Origin of the sequence: Natrinema sp. H-ect4 (genome assembly GCF_041894845.1) — an archaeon.
Taxonomy (GTDB): Archaea; Halobacteriota; Halobacteria; order Halobacteriales; family Natrialbaceae; genus Natrinema.
In genome coordinates, this window is the sequence record NZ_JBHDYC010000010.1 from 47572 (window position 1) to 65938 (window position 18367).

Genomic DNA, 18367 nt, shown 5'->3' on the forward strand with positions numbered 1-18367 from the left:
ATACTATCCAACTATATATAGTGGGTTATATTGTTCGTTCGGCCCTCGCTGTTACCTCCTCAATCAGCTCTATACTTCTATTCTCGTCCTTAGCATCTCCGAATACGTTGCCTGAGAACTCTTCTGTTAACCCTGGAACATTTGTGTCTGTTTTAAGACCGATTTCGATAGATTTCCCTGTCGGTACTCCAACTTGGTTTGCCGGTTCAGAAGCATCATCATCCTCTGGGTCAGGAGAAACAAGCGTCTGATCTCCATGGATTAGTTTGAAGACCTTCCTGGCATCCGACGTATCGATTGTGTCGTAGTTTGACAGGCTTTCTGAATAACTGTATTCAAACCCGATGTCAAACTGGCTATTCTGGTCGCTATTATTTGTTACCTTAAATAGGTGGTTGAATTGATGCGTGGTTCCGAGTCCGACCGCGATTTGTACTGTCACCATCTCTCCGTCGTTATCTGAGACATAGATGAGAGGGAGCTCAGAAGTGTCCGGAGCACTATCAAACATATTCGTGTCTTTTATCTCAACGTTCTCATTATAATTACCTTCATTGAATAGTTCGATTGTAAGGCTAGATTTGGGAGCAACCACTCGAAAGCTACTGTCTGAGTTGTTACTTCTAACAATATCTGTCGCTCCGGTTCCAAGTGCTGCCCCGGAACCAACTGCCAGTGTACCGACCGCCATGAGTACATTACGCCGATTCATTATATTGTTAATCTATAATTATTAGTTTTTATTCTGCAACAATCGTCAAGCTATCATCATCGCTTGCATCAGTATCGCCCAAGGTATCATCACGCGTATCAATCTCGACATCAAGGTACGCTGACTCACCTGTATCGATACTGCGTGTTTCACCCTCACCGACACTGCTTTCCTCTTCTTCATCACTGACGTAAAACGTCACAACTGCCTCAGGATCTCCACTAGGGACTTGGAGCGAAGCACTTCCACCGGCTTCAGCGGATCCTGCGGGGTCCGTTGAGACACCAACTGTGGTAGAGGTGTCCTCGGCGGCATTATTCGTTATCGTTACAACACCGGTTAGGGTTGTAACTGCTTCTTGGTTGAAACCTGTGGCATCATCATTCCCGTCTGGTCCCCCTAGATCAAGTGTTAAGGTATCTCCACTCTCATCTGAGACGTAGTCGCCATCCCCGGTAAGAGTGAGGAATGCGCTCCCGTCGCCAGCAGTGGAGACGTTGACCTCGCGTTCCGCACTCGCTGTTGTGAATGCGCCCGTGCTCATGAGGAGACCGCCTCCCCCAACTATCCCTCCGAGTCCGATTAATACGTTGCGTCTACTGAGTACCATTGTTCTGAGTTGGTTTTAACACAGGGAGTACTGTGTTCCTAACCTGTTAATGAACTCCTACCCACTTTGTATTTTCCAGCTTGAAAGACTTCTCGCCAGGCTTTCCTGTCAGAAAGCCCGGCTTGAATCCGATTCTGTATAAAAAGGGGGTAGCGTACACGCAAATATCTCAAAGCTGATTCAACTCCGATGTTATGAACTACCCTGCCCTCCTCGCTCGCCGCTGACGCGGTTCACTCCTTGAGGGAGGGGAACTATCTCGAAAGATGTTGAACCGACTCAGGGTCGAGCCTCCAGACACCTTGTTCATCTATAAGGCTGGTTACAGAGTCAAAAAGCTGTTTTCCATGTTGCCTCTCTGATAACGCGTTTTATCACTGTCCAGAACTATGGTACAGTGAGAAGTGAAAATCAGCGATATCATTCAGTATACTGTGTTGATACTGATTTTCCTAGCGGTGGCTGCCCTATTTTTCGGTCAGGCCCTCGGACAGCCTATTCTTCTTGGCTATGTGGAGACCGGTAGCATGGAACCCAAGCTCGAGCCAGGAGATGGATTCATTGCTGTTCCAACTGCCTTGACAGGTCCACCTGAGTCTGGAGACGTCGTTGTCTTTAACGCCGAGGAGCTACAGGGAGGGGGGTTGACCACACACCGTGTCGTCGATCAAACGGAGGTGGGGTATATCACCCAGGGAGATGCGAATGCATTCACGGATCAAGATGGCCCTGAGCCGCCGGTTTCGGAGTCTCAGATCGTTGCGAAGGCGTTACAGTTTAACGGCGAGATCGTCGTTATTCCAAACCTTGGATCCGGTGTTTTAGCAATCCAAGGGATGATATCAGGTATTATTGCGGTTTTTGTAGGAGTTCCGGGGCTGGGAGATTTGGTCAACGGTGAGTTGTCTCCGATGGCATTGGTAGTTGTCGGAGGTTTACTTATCGTAGTCAATTTGGTAGCGGACTCTCTTACAGGGAATCGGAAGAGGGAAAATCATAGCCGTCGACGTCGCGGATACTATACCTCTGGAATGATTTTTCTTATCATAGCAGTTGTCATTATCGCTCCCGCAACGGCCAGTATGGTGCTGGGGTCTGGTTCAAGCAGCCTCGACATTGTTAGTTCGGAATCACCCAACGATAACCCGCTTGTTGTGCCTGAAGGAGAAACATCGACGATTGAGTACCAGATAAGCAATGACGGGTATATTCCCATGATGACCGTTCTCGAGACGGATAATCAGGATATTTCATTTTCAAAATCGGTTGTCAGTCTTTCCCCTCGTTCGGAAGAAACAATCGGCCTGACGATACAGGCACCAGCAGAGACCGGTGCATATAGTAGGGAGGTCTCCCAGCACCGTTATCTGCCGTTTCTCCCCCGTTCAGTTATTCTTGCACTGCATGAAATACACCCGCTTCTGGCTGTAGCGGCAGTGGACTCTGTACTACTTGTTGGGGCGCTTAGTCTCGGTATTGTCACTATTGGGTTTGACTCTGTCCGTCTCCGTTCGGCCAGTCGAAACATCTCGTTCCTCGAAAAGCTGAAGAGACGATTCCTGTGACAGCCAAGATTATTATAAAGAGCGAGGAGAATACCCGCGCCTTTACAGTAGTTGCTGATTCAACCAGGAAAGCCGCAAGGATTGAAGCCTCGTTCTCAACTCCGGCTTCGTGAAACCGTGTTCAGTGCTATCCAAAGAGTGGAACAGCTGCCGAAGCTTTTCGTCAGCCGTTGTTCTTCCAGTCTTGCCAGTACTGAGGGGCGTACTGACTCGGGCTGAACAGCCCGAGTCAGTCGCCGAGATAGCTGCTATCCGTACGGTATTTGCCCGAGAAACGCGCGAAACAGGGCGGTCGGGACGGATCCAGTCGTCCCGACCGTCCGGCGTGGCGTCACGAGTAGATTTGTTAACACCCACAGATTGTACAGCGCGACGGCGAATAAGAAGTAAAATAGCCGTACTGAGAACGTCGGTGACGACGTTCTCGGGAGAAACTCCGTAATCTTGTGATAGGACGTTTCGATCCCCCACCGACGGCGATATGCTTCGGCCAGTGGTCGAGCGATCTCGACGTCAGTGCCGACGTCGAGATCACAGTTGGTAACCAGACAGAAGTGGTCGTCATCTCATGTTCGGTGCGGAACGACGACGAGACGGACTGTCGTCCGGCCCGTCGGAGGATTCGATCGAGCCATCTCGTACTCTGCGATGAACGTATCGCTGTCGTGGTCGTCAATGAATTGCTGTACCTTCCGTGTTTGCGGCGCACGCATTAGGAACTCAACGTCGAGATCTTCGAGCGCGAGGGCGAGGTGAACACGATAGAAGCCACGATCGAGGTAAAGTCGGTTGATTTCGACGTACTCGCGGGCTTCTGAGACGAGTTGGCGGAGTGCATCCGCTAACTCGTCGGTATCGCTGCCCTCCAAGGCTACCGATTCGAGCGTGAAGCGGACGCTCGGATCGATGATACAGACAGTAGCGAACTTGTACGCGCGATCGGTTCCTTGTGCTGGATTCGTTGTACAGACGCGAGGAGTCTCTTCGTCCCCGTAATAGAGCCAGTCGTGAACGTCGATTGCGACGTCAGCTGGCCGATTAAACACGCGATTGCGAGCTGCTTCCTCAAGGATCGCTTCGCGGACGCGGTCGACGATCAGTTCGACCGCGTCCGCGTCGAGTCCACGCAAATGATAGAGGAGTGCCCGCGCAAGCGGATTTCGGGCGGTAGCATCAATAGGAATATCGTCGCCACGGGCAAGTTGATACGCTTTCGCACCAGTATTGGCGAACTCGTTGTCGAATGCGATCCGAGCGAGGACTCGCTGGAAGTCCTCGCTCGGATAGGTGCCGTTAGTAGCGATCCCGAACTCCAACTCGGGAAACAGCAGTGACGACGCTGCACGAGTCACCTGCGTTGCTTCGGTTGTCTCGACCATATCGAGACAACGACCGCGACGATAATCGTTGTCTGGCTACTTCAGTAACTACTGTTCAGGCGTGGGAGGGTGTCAACCAGGTGTGACTTGACCGGTCTCCGGTGTTCCGTTAACGGTTACACCGTTTGGGCTGTAAACCAGGTTGTTGTCGTTGTCCTCAATCAAAGCGCCATCAACTTCTAATGTCGACGAACCATTGTTGAGGGCTACCGTTGCTTCCCCGTAGTCAGTCCTGATTTCCGAGCTGTTCAACAGGAGATCTCCTACGGAGCTAACTGTTACTTTGGCATCGGTTTCGAAAACCGTGTTTGATGCATCAAGGTCTGCCGCGGAGATCACTTCGATATTACTGTAGTCTGAGATCAGTGATGCGTCTACCATGCTGATCGACTCGGCATCCGATTCTACCGTTATCGAGGATTCCGTTTCCAGCGAGGCTTTGTTAGCAGTAACCGAGCCGCCTGTAATTGTGATTTCGCCGCTCTTTGAGGAAATGGTTCCCTGGCTGATATCGACCGGTCCTGAATCACCGGTAATCGTTATCTGTTCATCTGTTTCAACGGTGGCTCCAGCGGCACTGACGGAACCTCCATTGATTTCTATTGATCTATAGTCCGAATTTATATTCGCATTGTCGAGGTTCAGATCTGCTTCCGTGGAAACTTCGATCGAACTCTCAGTATCTATCTGTACGTTTTCCGCGTCAACAGAGACAGCGGAAACCTCTACTTCCCCGTATCTCGAGTTCAAAGTACTCCCGGTTAAATCGACTGTTCCAGAATCTCCCGTTACGGTGATCGCCGAATCTGTCCGTATTTCCGAGTTGGTGGACGTAACGGAATCGGCCTCTAACTCGATCTCCCCGTAGTTAGATCTCACCGTGGATTCCTCAAGGTGTATTCTCCCGTCCTCTGCCGAAATAGATATATCGCTGTCGCTTTCGAGTTCTGTTCCATAGACAGTAACCGATTTTGCTTCGATCTCTACGTCCTGATACCCATAGGAGATGGTTTCACCGGAGCTAACGACCAGGTTCGCCGAATCATCGTCGAATGACCTCAGCTCCGATCTGTCAAGGACCTCCTCGTTTTCATCGTACACGCTGTTATCGTTGCTGTCGATAAACGCAACGCTGTTCTCCGGTAGGTCTCCGCCTTCGGCCGGCGGTCCACTGGGTTTGCCCGGACAGTCATAATTCACAGACGCTTCTAACGTCGCTTCGGAAAGGGTAGTGCCATCGGCTTCCGCCTCATGGACAGTGACGGTCAATGTAGCAGTCCCGCTCCCACCGTTTGGAGGAGCACAAGTAGCTCGGATGGCCTGGTTGCTACCCTGGCTTATTGTAACAGACTCAGATGGGTGCTCTAAAGACACTGCGTCGGAGTCGATACTGGCTTCGTACGAGACGGTCAGGCTTGAGTCAAAGTTGTTCCTGATCTCCGCCACTCGGACGGCTTTGGTCGGATGGTTGACTTCAACCCCTGTTTCATGCATGCCAAGAAACGCATTGTCGTCGTCAGCGAGAGAGATGTCGACCGGGCGGTCACCCCCAATAGAGCTGAAGCTGCCGGTGGGCACAGCAAAAAGACCGACACCAACCACCATCAGAGCAAGTCCAACGTAAAGTAACAGGCGTGCCATGGTCTAACCGGCGGATTCTAATCTAGAATTGTTCTGGAACGGCTTGTACACTTCGAATTTGATTACATTCTCTCAGAGAGACTTAGTACCTCAGAAGACGTCTTCATCTGACTGGGTCTGAAGTCATGTTTCGCGGTATCCGGTTTGTCTTTTTCTCAAAGAACCCGAGGAGATACCGCTGTTTCATTTCGCCACCGAGACCTACTACCGATAGGAGACGTTTGAGAGTGTCAGAGAACAGTTCACACAGCGTAATGCGGCCGTCCTCGATGTGTAGTGTCCCAATTCATAAAGTCGGTTCTCACCATCGACCATGAGAATGTATGCATCATGAATAACTATGGTCAGAAGTTATTAGACTATCTCTATCAACTAAGTTTTCATCGATTTTACCTTAGTAAGCAGTTTATCTGTATTGAGTGATAACTACAGGTGCGAACTGAACAATACCCCGTCATTATATTGGTCATCCTGAGGCTGCCGAAGCGAACGGTAAAAGTCTCCTACCTGAGATATATTTGGGACTAAACTCGTGAAATCATCCCTCTTGAAGTTGTTTATCAGTTTGGTTAGTATAGATGGTATTACTGATAGACAGTTGAAGGCCCCGGTAATGAGACTGGGACTCAATGTGTTATCCGAGGTAATAAATTGCTATAAGTTAGTAAGATATAAATTACTAATAATTGACCAATTGGACAAGTTGAATGTCGGTCTAACAACGTGACGGGGGTGGTGACATCATGCCCATCGAAACGAAGAAGGCCGGTACAACAAAATGAATCGACGCAAATTCATCGCTGGTGCAGGCGGAATTGGAGCGGCAACTCTCGGTGGCGCAGCTCTCATGGGGTCAGTCTCCGCCGACGAACAAGTTGAAACTGGGTGGTTTGGGGTTCCAGAGACGCATTATCAAGAGTCCCAGAGTGGACGGCTCCAGTCGTTGATGTTGGAAGACATCCAAATCCTTGTTGAGTAGAAAAACTTCACTCACGAAGCCACACACTTCGATTACACGCTCTCAGCGCGTATCAATGGGAAAACACGCGAGATTCTCTCAGAGTCAAACATCAATATTTCTGAAGAGCACTTCGGGGATACTGATTACGAAGGCACACGGCAACATGCTGCTGGGAGTGTTGAACTCCTCGATTACTTCGATCCTGAAGATATCGAAACACCGTATGACCACGGCGGTTCAGAATACACGGAAGACGCAGAACTCACGCATGAGGTAGAATTCATGTTGAGCGTTGATGTTCACGACGCCGGTAAAAACATGGTCAATGGCGATGTGACTGGTGATGGGCACATCCACCTGACTAACCTCGGAGCGAAGAAAGTTGCCGGTGGTACAGCAGACTTCGATAGTGAGGAAGAAGAGACGTACAACCCAGGGGAAGGAGACCCAGAACCGGACCCTGAACCTGAAACGGTTCACGTGCCAACAGACGGGATTGAAGTCGAAACCAGAGACCACCAACAACAAGGCCCACAAGTCAAAATCAGCAACAACCGTGAGGGCACAATCAACGCCGTTTACGAATGGGGTGACGGGACGCAAGAAGTCTTCACTGTAAACGGGAATGCCAACTCAGGATGGAGGGATAAAGGCGACGGCGAAACATACGAGGGTTGAGTAGATGCCGACTCGCCGTCAGTCTTTTGCTGGCGGTGCCGGTATCGTCGCGTCACTGTTAGGACTTCGCATTGTCTCAAACAGTGGAGACAATACAGACACTGACAATTCTAACGCTGATGAATCGTCTGAGAATACTGGTGATACGCGGTCTCCCGATGACGACTCACCTAACGGTGAAAAAGACGATGACAAGACAGACCAGCCAGTTACCCCACCAAAGGGGAAGAACAAAAAAGAAGATAAGAAATCGGGGGAAAACGGTGATCCACCACCTATGCCGCCAGATGGCGAGGTTATCGCCGGTGGTCACGGAATATTTAGCAGTGAGGCGGAATAGGTAACGTAGTTTTTCCTACGTTCTCTATTGGAAGTTTATTTTAACAATTGGATATGAATAGTAATTACCTGGTTCGATCCGTAGTTATTCTGGTCAAACTTCTACCTGCACTGACAATGGTATTCGGTTAGAAGGGAGTGAATCAGATATCGGGGGTTGCAGAGTGTACCTGCTTATCGCTTGATACCGACTATAGTAGTCGAATTTCAATGGCGATATGGAGTAGTAGTGTATACAACACCTCTGAATAACCGTCTTCAGATACTCCCATAGAACGGCAGTTATCGACTGTTTCAATGACCCAACCCAAAGCAGATCAATGGCTGCCGTCACTTCATTACTAACCTCGTGGTCAGTACCAGATCTGTACTTACCGCTTCCACTAGTTCGATCCGAGGCTGATCATCTCCAAAGACCCACCTTTGAGTCGGCAGTTCACCTCTGCGATAAGCGATTTCTAAATTGAAAATTCGAAGGTTGAGATGCTCCCCCAGAAGTAAAATTAGGAATGGGTAAGTACCAAGCACTTACGCTGTGATACGTATCCACTAGAGAGATTCCATTGGAGAGTGCTGACAAGTAATTCATAACTATATTCCGTATCGTAATAATAACAAAGGTAAATTCCACTGCTTGATACAATCATGCACGATCTAACTGGATTCCAGCGAGACTTACTATACGTAATTGCAGGTGCTGACAAACCGTCTGGGCAAGACGTGAAAGAAGAAGTGGAAAGATACTACAGTTCAGAAGTCAATCATGGCCGACTGTATCCAAATCTAGACACACTGGTGGATAAGGAGATTGTCGGAAAAGGTGAACTCGATAGACGAACGAACTATTATGCGATCAGTGATAATGGACTCGAGATGATTGAACAACGCCGTGAATGGGAAGAACAATATCTGTGATGTTCTGCTCGGTCTGTTGAAAGAACATTATGTTGATAGGAGGCAGTTGTTCACTACAGATGCGAATGTCTCGGCGTCTGTAGGGCCGAATTCTTCACCGGAGAAAAAGATATACCGATAGGTACGAGTGTTATAGATATGACTAAAGCACGTCTCTATTATGCATCGTTAGCCGTCTGTGGTGCTATTCTTGGAGGTATGGGGCTCTCTAGTGTCGTATCTGGGAGTATAGCTCTCGTCCCAGTACTTCTCTCAATTGGTGGAATCGGAATGATTGCGGGAGTAGTCTACGAAGTATTCATCTCGTCTAACTCCATTGATACTGTTCCAGATGGCAAATTAGTGGTTTTCAGTAGCGATGGCCGTAGTCGGTGTTATAGCTGGGATTTGGTCTCTGGTTGGATGGTCGTGTTTAGTTTGTAGCATTGTGCCAGACGGCGAAGGCCTGAAGCCATGATTCTGCTGTTGACGGTTTTGTGTGACTAACAGCGTGTCATAGAATACGTCTCACACCCTCTACCTGACGATTATACAGCTCTCGATTCGCGTATGAGACTGTAGTTTCGACAGTTATTGGTTTTATTCAAGATTAATACCCAGAATAATATCTGTTGAGAACTATTGTATGACACGCTCTGACTAAAGAAGTTTGAGAACGAAGAGGTTCGACGTTTTATCTCTCGGAAGATACGTTCAGCAGCGTTCCGATTTCCATGTTTTTCATATCGAAATCGGAGCCCGGATCGACGGAGTGCAGTTTGGAGGTGTTTTGCTCCATCGACGAGAAACACGGCATCGTCGAGATCATGTTTCTCGGTGAGTTCCTGCAGGAACCGTTCTGTCAACACGGTCGTAGTCGTTGAGTACAGCCGAGTATGGAGGATTTTGTTCGTCTCTGGATCAACAGCAGTGTACAGCCAATATCGATGTCCGTTAATTTGAATCACCGTCTCGTCGAGCGCGATGTGATTCGGGTTCTCGTCAACAGCTGGCTGTAGATCGCACTTGTGAACCCAATCATGAACGGCCTTTCGACTACGTTTGACACCGAACTTCTCCAATTCTCGAACGGTATTCGAAAGCAATAGTCCTGCAAGGTGGAGTCGAATACCAAGTTCCATCAACTGGCGCGGTGTCCGCTCTCGCTCCACAAAACTCAAATCGGTCCAGTCGCTACACCCGCTGAGGCGGTCGATTTTTGGCATAGGCACCACAAAATCGTGCCGCCTCACTTTTCACGCTTAACGAAACAGCGCCCCGCGCCCGAGGCTGTTTACTGACGGGTGCTCGAGCGGGTCGGCGATCGAATACAGTACGGACGGATTCTCTCTTCCGTTGTTCCAAACTATAGTAGCCACTGAAAGTCAATTCATATCTGATCGCATGACGGCGTTTCGATCAGTGTGTAAATCGTTTCAGTGGCTACTAGAGGAGGAGATAACTGCCCCCGTTCGATTCAGGCCCGCACTAGTCCATTTCGAGAACGGTGTCGAACAGGTACGTGAGGCTCGTCACGGTCTGTGGATCATGGGCCGCCGGATCGACGAGGTAGAACGCGGTGGCACGTAAGCGCTCGACGCGAGCGGTGAGGATGTGGAGAAACCTGAATACCCGTTCGAAGTCGATGGCGGGGATCAACGACGTTACCGAATCGAACCAGAGTTCCACCGGAGCGTCGTGGTCGCGTCGTGAGAGCAATTCACTGATCTCGGTTCCGAGACCAGTCAAGTCGCTCCGATTGACCGCACTCAGCTGTCCAGTATGTCTCTCAGTCACGTCAGGATCTACCGGTGAACCGTGATTCATACCACTGACTGAAATAATGTCTATCCGCGAGGAGCAGGAGTCGCTGGTCTGTCGGCAATCGAGAATCGCCGACGGCGGATGACGAGTCGAAATAACTACTTTCGGTGCGGCCCGGTCGGACGGTCGCACGCGCTCGAGATACGAGGGAATCTCCCCCTCGTCCGGCAGTGGTCCGAGCAGTAATCGATTCGATCCCCGCTCCGAAGTACCCCCATCCATATCGTATTCTCTACTATGGTACTGTTGTTGATAAGTACGTGCAAAAGGGCAAGCGAGGGAGTTGGGATAAATATAAAAATAATAGAAGTAGTAGCAGTAACAGTTATCGAAAATATCTCTATGAAAAATAGCAGCGCGAGTACCACGGGCCACCGTGCCCATTGGTGAAGCACGTCAAACACAACAGTTAACAAGTGTCAAACCATACTGGAACATAGTGCAGTCGTCTGAACTCACCCACACTTTGTCGTTCGGACTAGACATCCAGACAGGGAGTGGCGACGACTTGCAAACCGGCTGTCTCGAAGCCCGACGCATCTGCAACGAAGCCAACCGTCTCGACCGACATGGCTGGGATTGGGGCGACATTAAATCAACCGTTGTTGACAACGCCAACCACGTCAAAAACACCAGCCAACTCATCGTGGTGCTGTTCAGATAAGGCTGAAGGAGTGAGGCGTGGCGTTTTCAAAGTGATTCATGCCCGAAAACGCACGCCTCAGTCCTAGTATCGGCCAGTTCGACTTGGATTTTGTGGAGCGAGAAGCAACACCGCGGCTGTTGATGAAGCTCAGTATTCAACTCCATCTTGCTGGACTCTCGCTTTCGAATACTGTTCGAGTTCTCGAGATATTTGGTGTTGAACGGGCTCGATCGACGGTTCATAATTGGGTTCACAAGGCAGATTTACAGCCCGATCCCTGTCGAAGTCCGGATCACGTTGCGGTTGACGAGACGGTGATCCGGCTCGGCGATGAACAGTATTGGCTGTACGCCGCTGTCGATCCAGAGTCAAATGAATTACTGCATACAAAGCTTGAGCCGACTAGAACCAAGGTCATAGCCAGTACGTTCTTCACGGAATTACGTGAGAAACACGACGTCGATGACGCCGTGTTTCTTGTCGATGGCGATAAATCACTGAACTACGCTTGTCAACGACATGGCCTCGATTTCAGATACGAACGACATGGAAATCGGAACAGTATCGAACGTGTCTTTCGTGAGATAAAACGCCGAACCTCATCCTTCTCAAACTGCTTTAGTAACGCTCACGCAGACACTGCTGATCAGTGGCTCAGATCGTTCGCCTTCGCATGGAATCAGCTTATCTGAACACGATGCTCATCGTTGACAAAGCACTCGGTGAAATTGAAACCTATCATGACAACAAAGATGACGGGTGGGGCCGACCCTATCCATACATTGACGAGTCGTACCCGGTGGTGATGAACCACGAGGAAGGCTACCGCCTATTCTTCGAAGACGACGGTACGGTTCGATTCCGTGTCACTGCCACGAGAGGAACGCACGTCAAAGGCAAACTCTGTGGCAGCCCTGACCACTTCGATCGTCTACGGACTGCCTTCAACGACGAGGAGTGGCGGGTTGGTACCGCTGAAGTCGTTCACAAACACAGTGAGTGGCGACTCCACGTCACCGTCACGCACGAGAATCATCAAGTCGCCAGCAAGGTCGATGCAGACACGATTATCGGCGTGGATGTAAACGAGGACTGCATCGCTCTCATTGCGATGAGTCGGAGCAGTTCGGTGAAAGACTCCGTGGTGTTTGAGTATCCATCAGTCAAAGAACAACGCCACGAGTTCTTCACCAAGCGCAAGCGGATGCAGAAAGCCAAGCAGACCGCATTTGAGACAGTCGTACAGACTGAAGAACGCGACTACGTTCACGACTGCCTGCACAAAGTATCGCGGAAAGTAGTCGAATGGGTCTCGCAGTTTTCGAACCCGCTTATTGTCTTTGAAAACCTCAAAGACATGCGAGACTCCATTGACTACGGAACGCGGATGAACCGTCGCCTACACTCGCTGCCATTTGCAGCACTCCAAGAGATGGTCTCCTACAAGGCTGCGTGGGATGGGATTCCCAGCGATGAGGTTGACCCTGAATACACGAGTCAGCGATGCCCGAGAACGGAGTGCCAGCATACGGTACGAGCGAATCGCCATAAGAAGCGATTCAAGTGCCGTCAGTGTGAGTTCCAAGACCATTCTGATAGGAAGGCGGCGGTGTGCGTCGTGCAGAATTGGTTTGATGAACAGAATGAGAATGTGCCGTCTCTCGAAACCCTTCCACGAGTGAAGAAGGTGAGATGGACGCATCGGGGGCTGGTGGAGGCCCCGACTCTCACGGACTCATTTTGAGTTCGGGTGTTGACCGACACGGAACGTCGGCGCAACCAGAGATGGAAGCGCGAGAGGAATTAAAATCCGTTGCCTCAGCAGTGCCAGAGTAAACACGGACGCCCCGCGCCACCGTGCGCGGGGTACTTCACACGCTCTTCGAGGAAAGTCTTAGTGTCCCTCGCCTCGAAGAGTGGGTAACGCGGCTCGACGTTGAAACCGAATATGAGCGACTCAAACGCGCGTGAGCACCTCGACGCGAAGCACGAACGGAACCGTGAGCAACGCATTGAAGGCATCAAGCGCTGGGTCGAATACATCGAATCCGAGCCGCCAGAAACGTGGGGGCCACAACAGAACGCGGTCGTCAATGACCAACTCGATGCGGCCAAAAGCGTCCGGACTTCGGCTGCCCACCAGCAGCACGTGAAAGACGTAGCGGCGGAGATAATTGAAGTGCGTGACAGGTCCAACGACGACGATTCGAATTAACGCTCTCCCCTCAACACACTGAAGGCGTGTAGGGTCGGGTAGGTGACACGTGGAGGAGTGAGAGGCTACCTTGCGTGGCGATGGTATTGTCCCTGGCTTCGATAATCACCTCGAGATACTCATCCCCCTCTCCCATGGTACTCAACCTCGAGCAGGTTACACAGCGGTGTCGTCAGTGTCATTTCGGCAGTCACTACTTACTCCCCACTACGCTTGCTCCTTCTCCTTCGCGAGCACGCGCACGTTTTCGATTCCGGTGTCGGGGTACTGCCCGTCTTCGTCCTTCTCGACGGCTTTCACCATGTCCCAGACAACGTTGAGGCCGGTCGTGACGCCCTCGAGGGCCTCCATCTCGCAGCCTGTCTTCCCGGTGGTCTCGACGGCGACGCGGAGTTCGATCCGATCCTCGGCGAGCGAGAAGTCGGTGTCGACGTTCGTGATCGGGATCTGGTGACACATCGGGATCGTCTCCCACGTATGTTTGACGGCCTGGATCGCGCCGACGCGGGCGGTCGCGAGGACGTCTCCCTTGCCAATCCCGTCCGCTCGGATGGCCTCGACCGTCGACGGCTGCAGGCGGATCTCGCCGACGGCGACCGCGCGTCGCTCGCTGTCGGGTTTGTCGCCGACGTCGACCATCTGGACGTCGCCCTCGTCGGTGGTGTGGGTGAGGTCGTCGGCGTCCGCGGCCCCCTCCGTCGTCGGCCGCTCGTCGGGGGTTTCACTCATCCGCACCACCCCACAGGGCCGTGGGAATTTCCTCGAGCAGTTCAGAGGCGAGAAAACCGAAGGCCTGGGTTTCCGCCAGTCGTTCGCCCGCGAGGCCGTTGACGTGGGCCCCCGCTGCGGCGGCGTCGAGCGGCTCGGCGTGTTCCAGCAGCGCCGCGACGATTCCGGCGAGCGTGTCGCCGGTGCCGCCGACTTTCATCCCCGCGGTTCCCGAGCGGCTGAGCCGCGTTCGCTCGCCGTCGGTGATGACGTCCGTCGCCCCTTTGGCGAGCACGACGTGACCCAACTCGGCCGCGAACGCTTCGATCTCGTCGGCCACGTCGGCCAGGTCGTCGACGTCCGGTCCACCCATTCTTGCGAGTTCCCGTCTGTTGGGCGTACAGACCAACGTGGCGTCGGTCTCGAGGTCGGGGACGACCGCGAGCGCGTCCGCGTCGACGACGACGCGACCGGTGTACGACTCGAGGAACTGCCGGGCCGCCTCGAGGGTCTCGTCGGCGGTGCCGAGCCCCGGGCCCAGCACGACCACGTTGTCGTACTGTTGGGCCGTCTCGAGGAGGTCCTCGGCCCGTTCGGGCGTGAGAACGTCGCTCTCGTACGGCTGGACGATGAGATCCTCGCTATACCCCTGAATCTCGCCGGCGACGGACTCGGGCGCAGCGACGAAGGAGAGTTCGGCGCTGGCCCGAAGCGCAGCCTGTGCCGCGAGCGCCGGCGCGCCAGTGTAGGGACCGCCGCCGATAATGTACGGTCGGCCCGCGCGACCGTCGGGCCGTGCGAGATCGATGTCCCCGGGGCCGACGAACCGCTCCGCCGCGGTCGGAATGCCGATATCCGCGACGGTGACCTCTGCGTCGAGTTCGTCCACCCCCGGTTTCGCGTCGTGGAAGGTGACCACGCGATCGGCCGCCACGGCATTGTCCGCGTGGTCGCCTCCGTCGGCGTCGAACCCGGAGGGCACGTCGACGGCGACGACGGTCGCGTCGGCCTCGTTGATCGTTGCCGCCGCGCTCGCAGCCGGTTCCCGAAGGTCGCCGCTGATTCCCGTTCCCAGCATCGCGTCGACGATCACGTCCGCCTCGTCGAGATCGAACGAGCTCGAGTGGGATTCGAACTCGCTCGAGTCGGTTACTTCTCGCGTCTCGTAATCGGACCGCTGCAGGGCGTCCCAGTTCTCGCGAGCGATGTCGGTGCCGATCAGCGCCGCGCGGCCGAGCAGCAGCGTCGTCACGTCGTACTCACGCCCGGAACGCGATGCGTCCCGGTCTGATCCCGAACGACGTTCGGGACCGTCCAGGAATCGAGCTGCGACGAACGCGTCCCCACCGTTGTTCCCGCGGCCGGCGACGACGACGACTCGAGCACCCGGCTCCGCAACGTCCCGAACCGCCCGAGCGACGGCGTGTCCGCTCGACTCCATCAGCTGCTTTCGCGACACGCCGAGCGCCGCGGCGTTCGCGTCGACGGCGGCCATTCGCTCGCCTGTGATCATACGCGAGGGTTCGACCGGCCGACCGTTGAAGATTGCGGACAGCGGACGGCGTTGCGTTCGACCTCGAGAGGCTCGTCCGCGACCCGCGTTCGGATCGAACTCTCGAGCGAGCCGCGTTCGAATCGAGATGCCGCCCAAGCGACGGTCGAATCAACAACTCGTCGGTTCCGCTACCAGCATTGTTATTATCAATTCGTGAGAATAGTTCGTCGTTCAATGGCTGCAATTCGCGTCAACGGGCTGCGGAAGTCCTACGGATCGGTCGAGGCGGTTTCCGGGATGGAGTTCACCGTCGAACGGGGGGAGCTATACGGCTTTCTCGGGCCGAACGGTGCCGGCAAGACGACGACGATCCGGACGCTGACGGGACAGATTCGACCGGACGCAGGAACGGTGGGCGTCCTCGAGACCGATCCCACGACGGAGCCGATCGAGACGCGCCGGCGGGTCGGCATCCTCCCGGAACAGGGGTCGCCGCCGAGCTTTCTCACGCCGCGTGAGTATCTCGAGTTCGTCGGCGAGGTCCGCGATCTCCGCCCGGAGCGAGTCGCCGATCAGACCGCGGCGTGGGCCGAACGACTCGGATTCGAAAGCAAGCTCGACACGCTGCACACCGATCTCTCCCGCGGGCAACAACAGAAGGTGATGATCGCGCAGGCGTTCGTCCACGAGCCGGACGTGGTCTTCATCGACGAGCCGCTGGCGAACCTCGACCCGCTCGTCCAGGAGCAGGTCAAGCGATTCCTCGTCTCCTACGCGGCTGGCGACAACGCCGTCTTCGTCTCGACGCACAACATCGACGTCGCCGAGGACATCTGCACCCGCGTCGGCATCGTCGCCGATGGCCAACTCGTCACGGAACGGACGATCACCGACGGCGACGCGGGCGACGAATCGCTGCTCGAGCTCTTCCTCGACCGCGTCAACGGGGCCGACGCACGGGACGTGCCGACGCTCGAGCGGATGGACGGGCCGGACGCATGAGTGGGACCGAAACCGGAACCGGAACTGGAACCGAGCCCGCGGCTCGAGGTGGTTCGAATTACGTCAATTCGGGGCTCTCGTTCCGACGGCTGCTCGCGATACTCTTCCGCGAGGAGTGGCGCATGCACACCCAGCTGTTCGGCGGCTGGCGCTTCGCGCTCTTCCCGTTCGTGATCGCGCTGCTCACCGTGGGTGCGACGGTCGCCCTCGTCGAGACGGGCACCGCGCCGGGGACGATCGTGAGCGGTCTTCACGTCCTCGCCCTCGCCTTCGGACTCTACAGCGGCACCGCCGGCTTCGCCGGCTCCGACATGCTCGAGAACGTCTTCGGGCGGCTCTCCTTACTGCTCTCCTCGTCGACGACGCTGCCGCTCTCGCGGCGGCGGTTGCTGGGCGCGTTCCTTCTGAAGGACGCGCTGTTCTACGGCGTCGCGTTCGTCCTGCCGATGGCGTTGGGGAGCGCGGCCCTGGACGGACTGTCGGCCGCGACCCCGTTCGACGTCGGGCTGTTCTGGCTCTCGCTCTTCCTCGTCTTCGCCGTCGGAATGGCCGTCACCGTCGCGCTAATCGCCGTCCGAACCCGGGGCGCGCCGACGTGGGCCATCGGGGTGGCGATCGGTCTCGCCGTCCTCGGCGGCTGGGCGATGGGCGGGCTCAGTTTCGTTCAGTCCGTTTTCGTTCCGATGCGCGGATCCGCGATCACCGCGGGCGGGCTGGCCGTCGGGACCCTCATCGTCGCGACAGGGGCGCTCGCGATCTACGACCCGACCTACGGTCGGCCCTCGCGGACCGCGACCGATCGCTTCGCACGACTCAGTGACGTACTTCCCATCGACGACGCGCCGCTAGTGACGAAAACGCTGCTCGACCTCGCGCGCTCCTCCGGCGGCGTCTGGAAGCCGTTCGTCTCGGCGAGCATTCTGCTCGCACTGGTGGCCACGCTCGTCGGCGTCGTCGACTCGATCACCGGCATCGCGCCAGCGCCGGGGATCTTCTTCGGCGGCGTCCTCGGGCTCTCGGCCTTTACGACTTACAACTGGCTGACGCAGTTCGACTCGCTCGAGGACTACCTCACCTACCCCGTCTCGATCGCGGACGTCTTCCGGGCGAAGCGGATCGCGTTCGTCCTGGTCGGCGCGCCGACGGTCGCGATGCCCTACCTCGCAGCCGTCATCTGGTTCGACGCGACGCTCGTCGACGCCGTCGTCGGGGCCGTCTTGCTGGCCGGCTACGCGCTGTACTACTACGGCCTGACGGTCTACATCGCCGGCTTCGATCCTAACGAGTTTCTCTTCGATGCCGTCCGGTTCATGACGTTTACCGTCGGCGTCGCCGTCGCGCTCGTCCCGACGCTGGTCGCCGGGTTCGTCGTCGTCCCGCCGTCACTGGAACTCGCCGCCGTCCTCACGCTGGCCGGGATCGGATTGGGGATCGTCGGGGTCGTGCTCTCGAGTCGCGCCGGACCGCGCTGGGACGCGCGATATCGGATGGAATAGATCATCTGACATTCTAGGGGCGACTCTCCAGGCTCGGATCCGTCACCGCTCGGGTGTCCGTTGTAATCCTACCCGGTGCCGAACCGCTGTGACCGACACCGGTCTAGCTGATTCACCGCATAATAAAAAATATAAAACATCTTTCGGAGCGTATATGGCTGTGCTATTCGCAGCTATCGGTAGTAAGGGGAAAATGAAAGTC

Annotated in this window: 18 protein-coding genes and 1 pseudogene; 10 read left to right on the forward strand and 9 right to left on the reverse strand. The window is 54.6% G+C overall.

Going from position 1 to position 18367, the window contains the following annotated elements:
- Window positions 1-25 precede the first annotated feature (25 nt).
- Together ACEWFR_RS14175 and ACEWFR_RS14180 are read right to left on the reverse strand one after the other, a co-directional pair.
- Window positions 26-691, reverse strand: coding sequence for a hypothetical protein (locus tag ACEWFR_RS14175; protein WP_374061666.1), 666 nt, complete (start codon window positions 689-691; stop codon window positions 26-28).
- Window positions 692-740: 49 nt separating this feature from the next.
- Window positions 741-1256 (reverse strand): hypothetical protein, encoded by a 516-nt coding sequence (locus tag ACEWFR_RS14180; RefSeq protein ID WP_374061667.1) that lies wholly within the window; start codon window positions 1254-1256, stop codon window positions 741-743.
- A gap of 470 nt (window positions 1257-1726) precedes the next feature.
- Here ACEWFR_RS14180 and ACEWFR_RS14185 point away from each other — a divergent pair, with 470 nt between their 5' ends.
- Entirely contained in the window at window positions 1727-2887 is a 1161-nt protein-coding gene (locus ACEWFR_RS14185; RefSeq protein ID WP_374061668.1) for a signal peptidase I, read from the forward strand.
- Window positions 2888-3453: 566 nt separating this feature from the next.
- Here ACEWFR_RS14185 and ACEWFR_RS14190 read toward each other — a convergent pair.
- Both ACEWFR_RS14190 and ACEWFR_RS14195 read right to left on the reverse strand, forming a co-directional pair.
- Window positions 3454-4266, reverse strand: coding sequence for a transposase (locus ACEWFR_RS14190; protein ID WP_374061669.1), 813 nt, complete (start codon window positions 4264-4266; stop codon window positions 3454-3456).
- 72 nt (window positions 4267-4338) lie between these two features.
- A complete protein-coding gene (locus tag ACEWFR_RS14195) occupies window positions 4339-5907 on the reverse strand; it encodes a hypothetical protein (RefSeq protein ID WP_374061670.1) in 1569 nt (522 codons plus the stop codon).
- Window positions 5908-7150: 1243 nt separating this feature from the next.
- Here ACEWFR_RS14195 and ACEWFR_RS14200 point away from each other — a divergent pair.
- From ACEWFR_RS14200 to ACEWFR_RS14210, 3 genes are all read left to right on the forward strand, one after another.
- Window positions 7151-7546 carry a hypothetical protein gene (locus ACEWFR_RS14200; RefSeq protein ID WP_374061671.1) on the forward strand — a complete coding sequence of 132 codons (396 nt, stop codon included), beginning with the start codon at window positions 7151-7153 and terminating at the stop codon, window positions 7544-7546.
- A gap of 4 nt (window positions 7547-7550) precedes the next feature.
- Window positions 7551-7886 carry a hypothetical protein gene (locus ACEWFR_RS14205; RefSeq protein ID WP_374061672.1) on the forward strand — a complete coding sequence of 112 codons (336 nt, stop codon included), beginning with the start codon at window positions 7551-7553 and terminating at the stop codon, window positions 7884-7886.
- A gap of 644 nt (window positions 7887-8530) precedes the next feature.
- Window positions 8531-8800, forward strand: a complete 270-nt coding sequence (locus ACEWFR_RS14210) for a PadR family transcriptional regulator (protein ID WP_374061673.1) — start codon at window positions 8531-8533, stop codon at window positions 8798-8800.
- A 412-nt stretch (window positions 8801-9212) separates the two neighbouring features.
- Here ACEWFR_RS14210 and ACEWFR_RS14215 read toward each other — a convergent pair.
- The 3 genes and pseudogenes from ACEWFR_RS14215 to ACEWFR_RS14225 form a co-directional block, all read right to left on the reverse strand.
- Window positions 9213-9288 (reverse strand): annotated as a pseudogene (locus ACEWFR_RS14215) (IS6 family transposase); the annotation flags it as partial.
- A gap of 39 nt (window positions 9289-9327) precedes the next feature.
- Window positions 9328-10005 (reverse strand): IS6 family transposase, encoded by a 678-nt coding sequence (locus ACEWFR_RS14220; protein WP_374061674.1) that lies wholly within the window; start codon window positions 10003-10005, stop codon window positions 9328-9330.
- Between the two features lie 262 nt (window positions 10006-10267).
- Window positions 10268-10987 (reverse strand): hypothetical protein, encoded by a 720-nt coding sequence (locus ACEWFR_RS14225; protein ID WP_374061675.1) that lies wholly within the window; start codon window positions 10985-10987, stop codon window positions 10268-10270.
- 55 nt (window positions 10988-11042) lie between these two features.
- On the opposite strand from ACEWFR_RS14225, the gene ACEWFR_RS14230 reads away from it, so the two are divergent.
- The 4 genes from ACEWFR_RS14230 (at window position 11043) to ACEWFR_RS14245 (ending at window position 13464) form a co-directional block, all read left to right on the forward strand.
- A complete protein-coding gene (locus ACEWFR_RS14230; RefSeq protein ID WP_374061676.1) occupies window positions 11043-11267 on the forward strand; it encodes a hypothetical protein in 225 nt (74 codons plus the stop codon).
- Between the two features lie 38 nt (window positions 11268-11305).
- Window positions 11306-11941, forward strand: coding sequence for an IS6 family transposase (locus ACEWFR_RS14235; protein ID WP_374061677.1), 636 nt, complete (start codon window positions 11306-11308; stop codon window positions 11939-11941).
- The gene (locus tag ACEWFR_RS14240; protein ID WP_374061678.1) at window positions 11923-12993 is read left to right on the forward strand and encodes an RNA-guided endonuclease TnpB family protein; all 1071 of its coding nucleotides are present in this window, start codon (window positions 11923-11925) and stop codon (window positions 12991-12993) included. The genes ACEWFR_RS14235 and ACEWFR_RS14240 overlap by 19 nt, the downstream gene beginning before the upstream one ends.
- 204 nt (window positions 12994-13197) lie before the next feature.
- The gene (locus tag ACEWFR_RS14245) at window positions 13198-13464 is read left to right on the forward strand and encodes a hypothetical protein (protein WP_374061679.1); all 267 of its coding nucleotides are present in this window, start codon (window positions 13198-13200) and stop codon (window positions 13462-13464) included.
- A gap of 207 nt (window positions 13465-13671) precedes the next feature.
- Here ACEWFR_RS14245 and moaC read toward each other — a convergent pair whose 3' ends face one another.
- Together moaC and ACEWFR_RS14255 are read right to left on the reverse strand one after the other, a co-directional pair.
- Window positions 13672-14193 carry a cyclic pyranopterin monophosphate synthase MoaC gene (gene moaC, locus ACEWFR_RS14250; RefSeq protein WP_374061680.1) on the reverse strand — a complete coding sequence of 174 codons (522 nt, stop codon included), beginning with the start codon at window positions 14191-14193 and terminating at the stop codon, window positions 13672-13674.
- Complete coding sequence (locus ACEWFR_RS14255; RefSeq protein WP_374061681.1) at window positions 14186-15685, reverse strand: NAD(P)H-hydrate dehydratase; 1500 nt, start codon at window positions 15683-15685, stop codon at window positions 14186-14188. Before ACEWFR_RS14255 ends, moaC begins: the two co-directional genes overlap by 8 nt.
- A 216-nt stretch (window positions 15686-15901) precedes the next feature.
- Between ACEWFR_RS14255 and ACEWFR_RS14260 the strand changes: the two genes are divergently transcribed.
- Together ACEWFR_RS14260 and ACEWFR_RS14265 are read left to right on the forward strand one after the other, a co-directional pair.
- Entirely contained in the window at window positions 15902-16669 is a 768-nt protein-coding gene (locus ACEWFR_RS14260) for an ABC transporter ATP-binding protein (protein ID WP_374061682.1), read from the forward strand.
- A complete protein-coding gene (locus ACEWFR_RS14265) occupies window positions 16666-18165 on the forward strand; it encodes a hypothetical protein (protein WP_374061683.1) in 1500 nt (499 codons plus the stop codon). Before ACEWFR_RS14260 ends, ACEWFR_RS14265 begins: the two co-directional genes overlap by 4 nt.
- The last annotated feature ends 202 nt before the right edge of the window (window positions 18166-18367 follow it).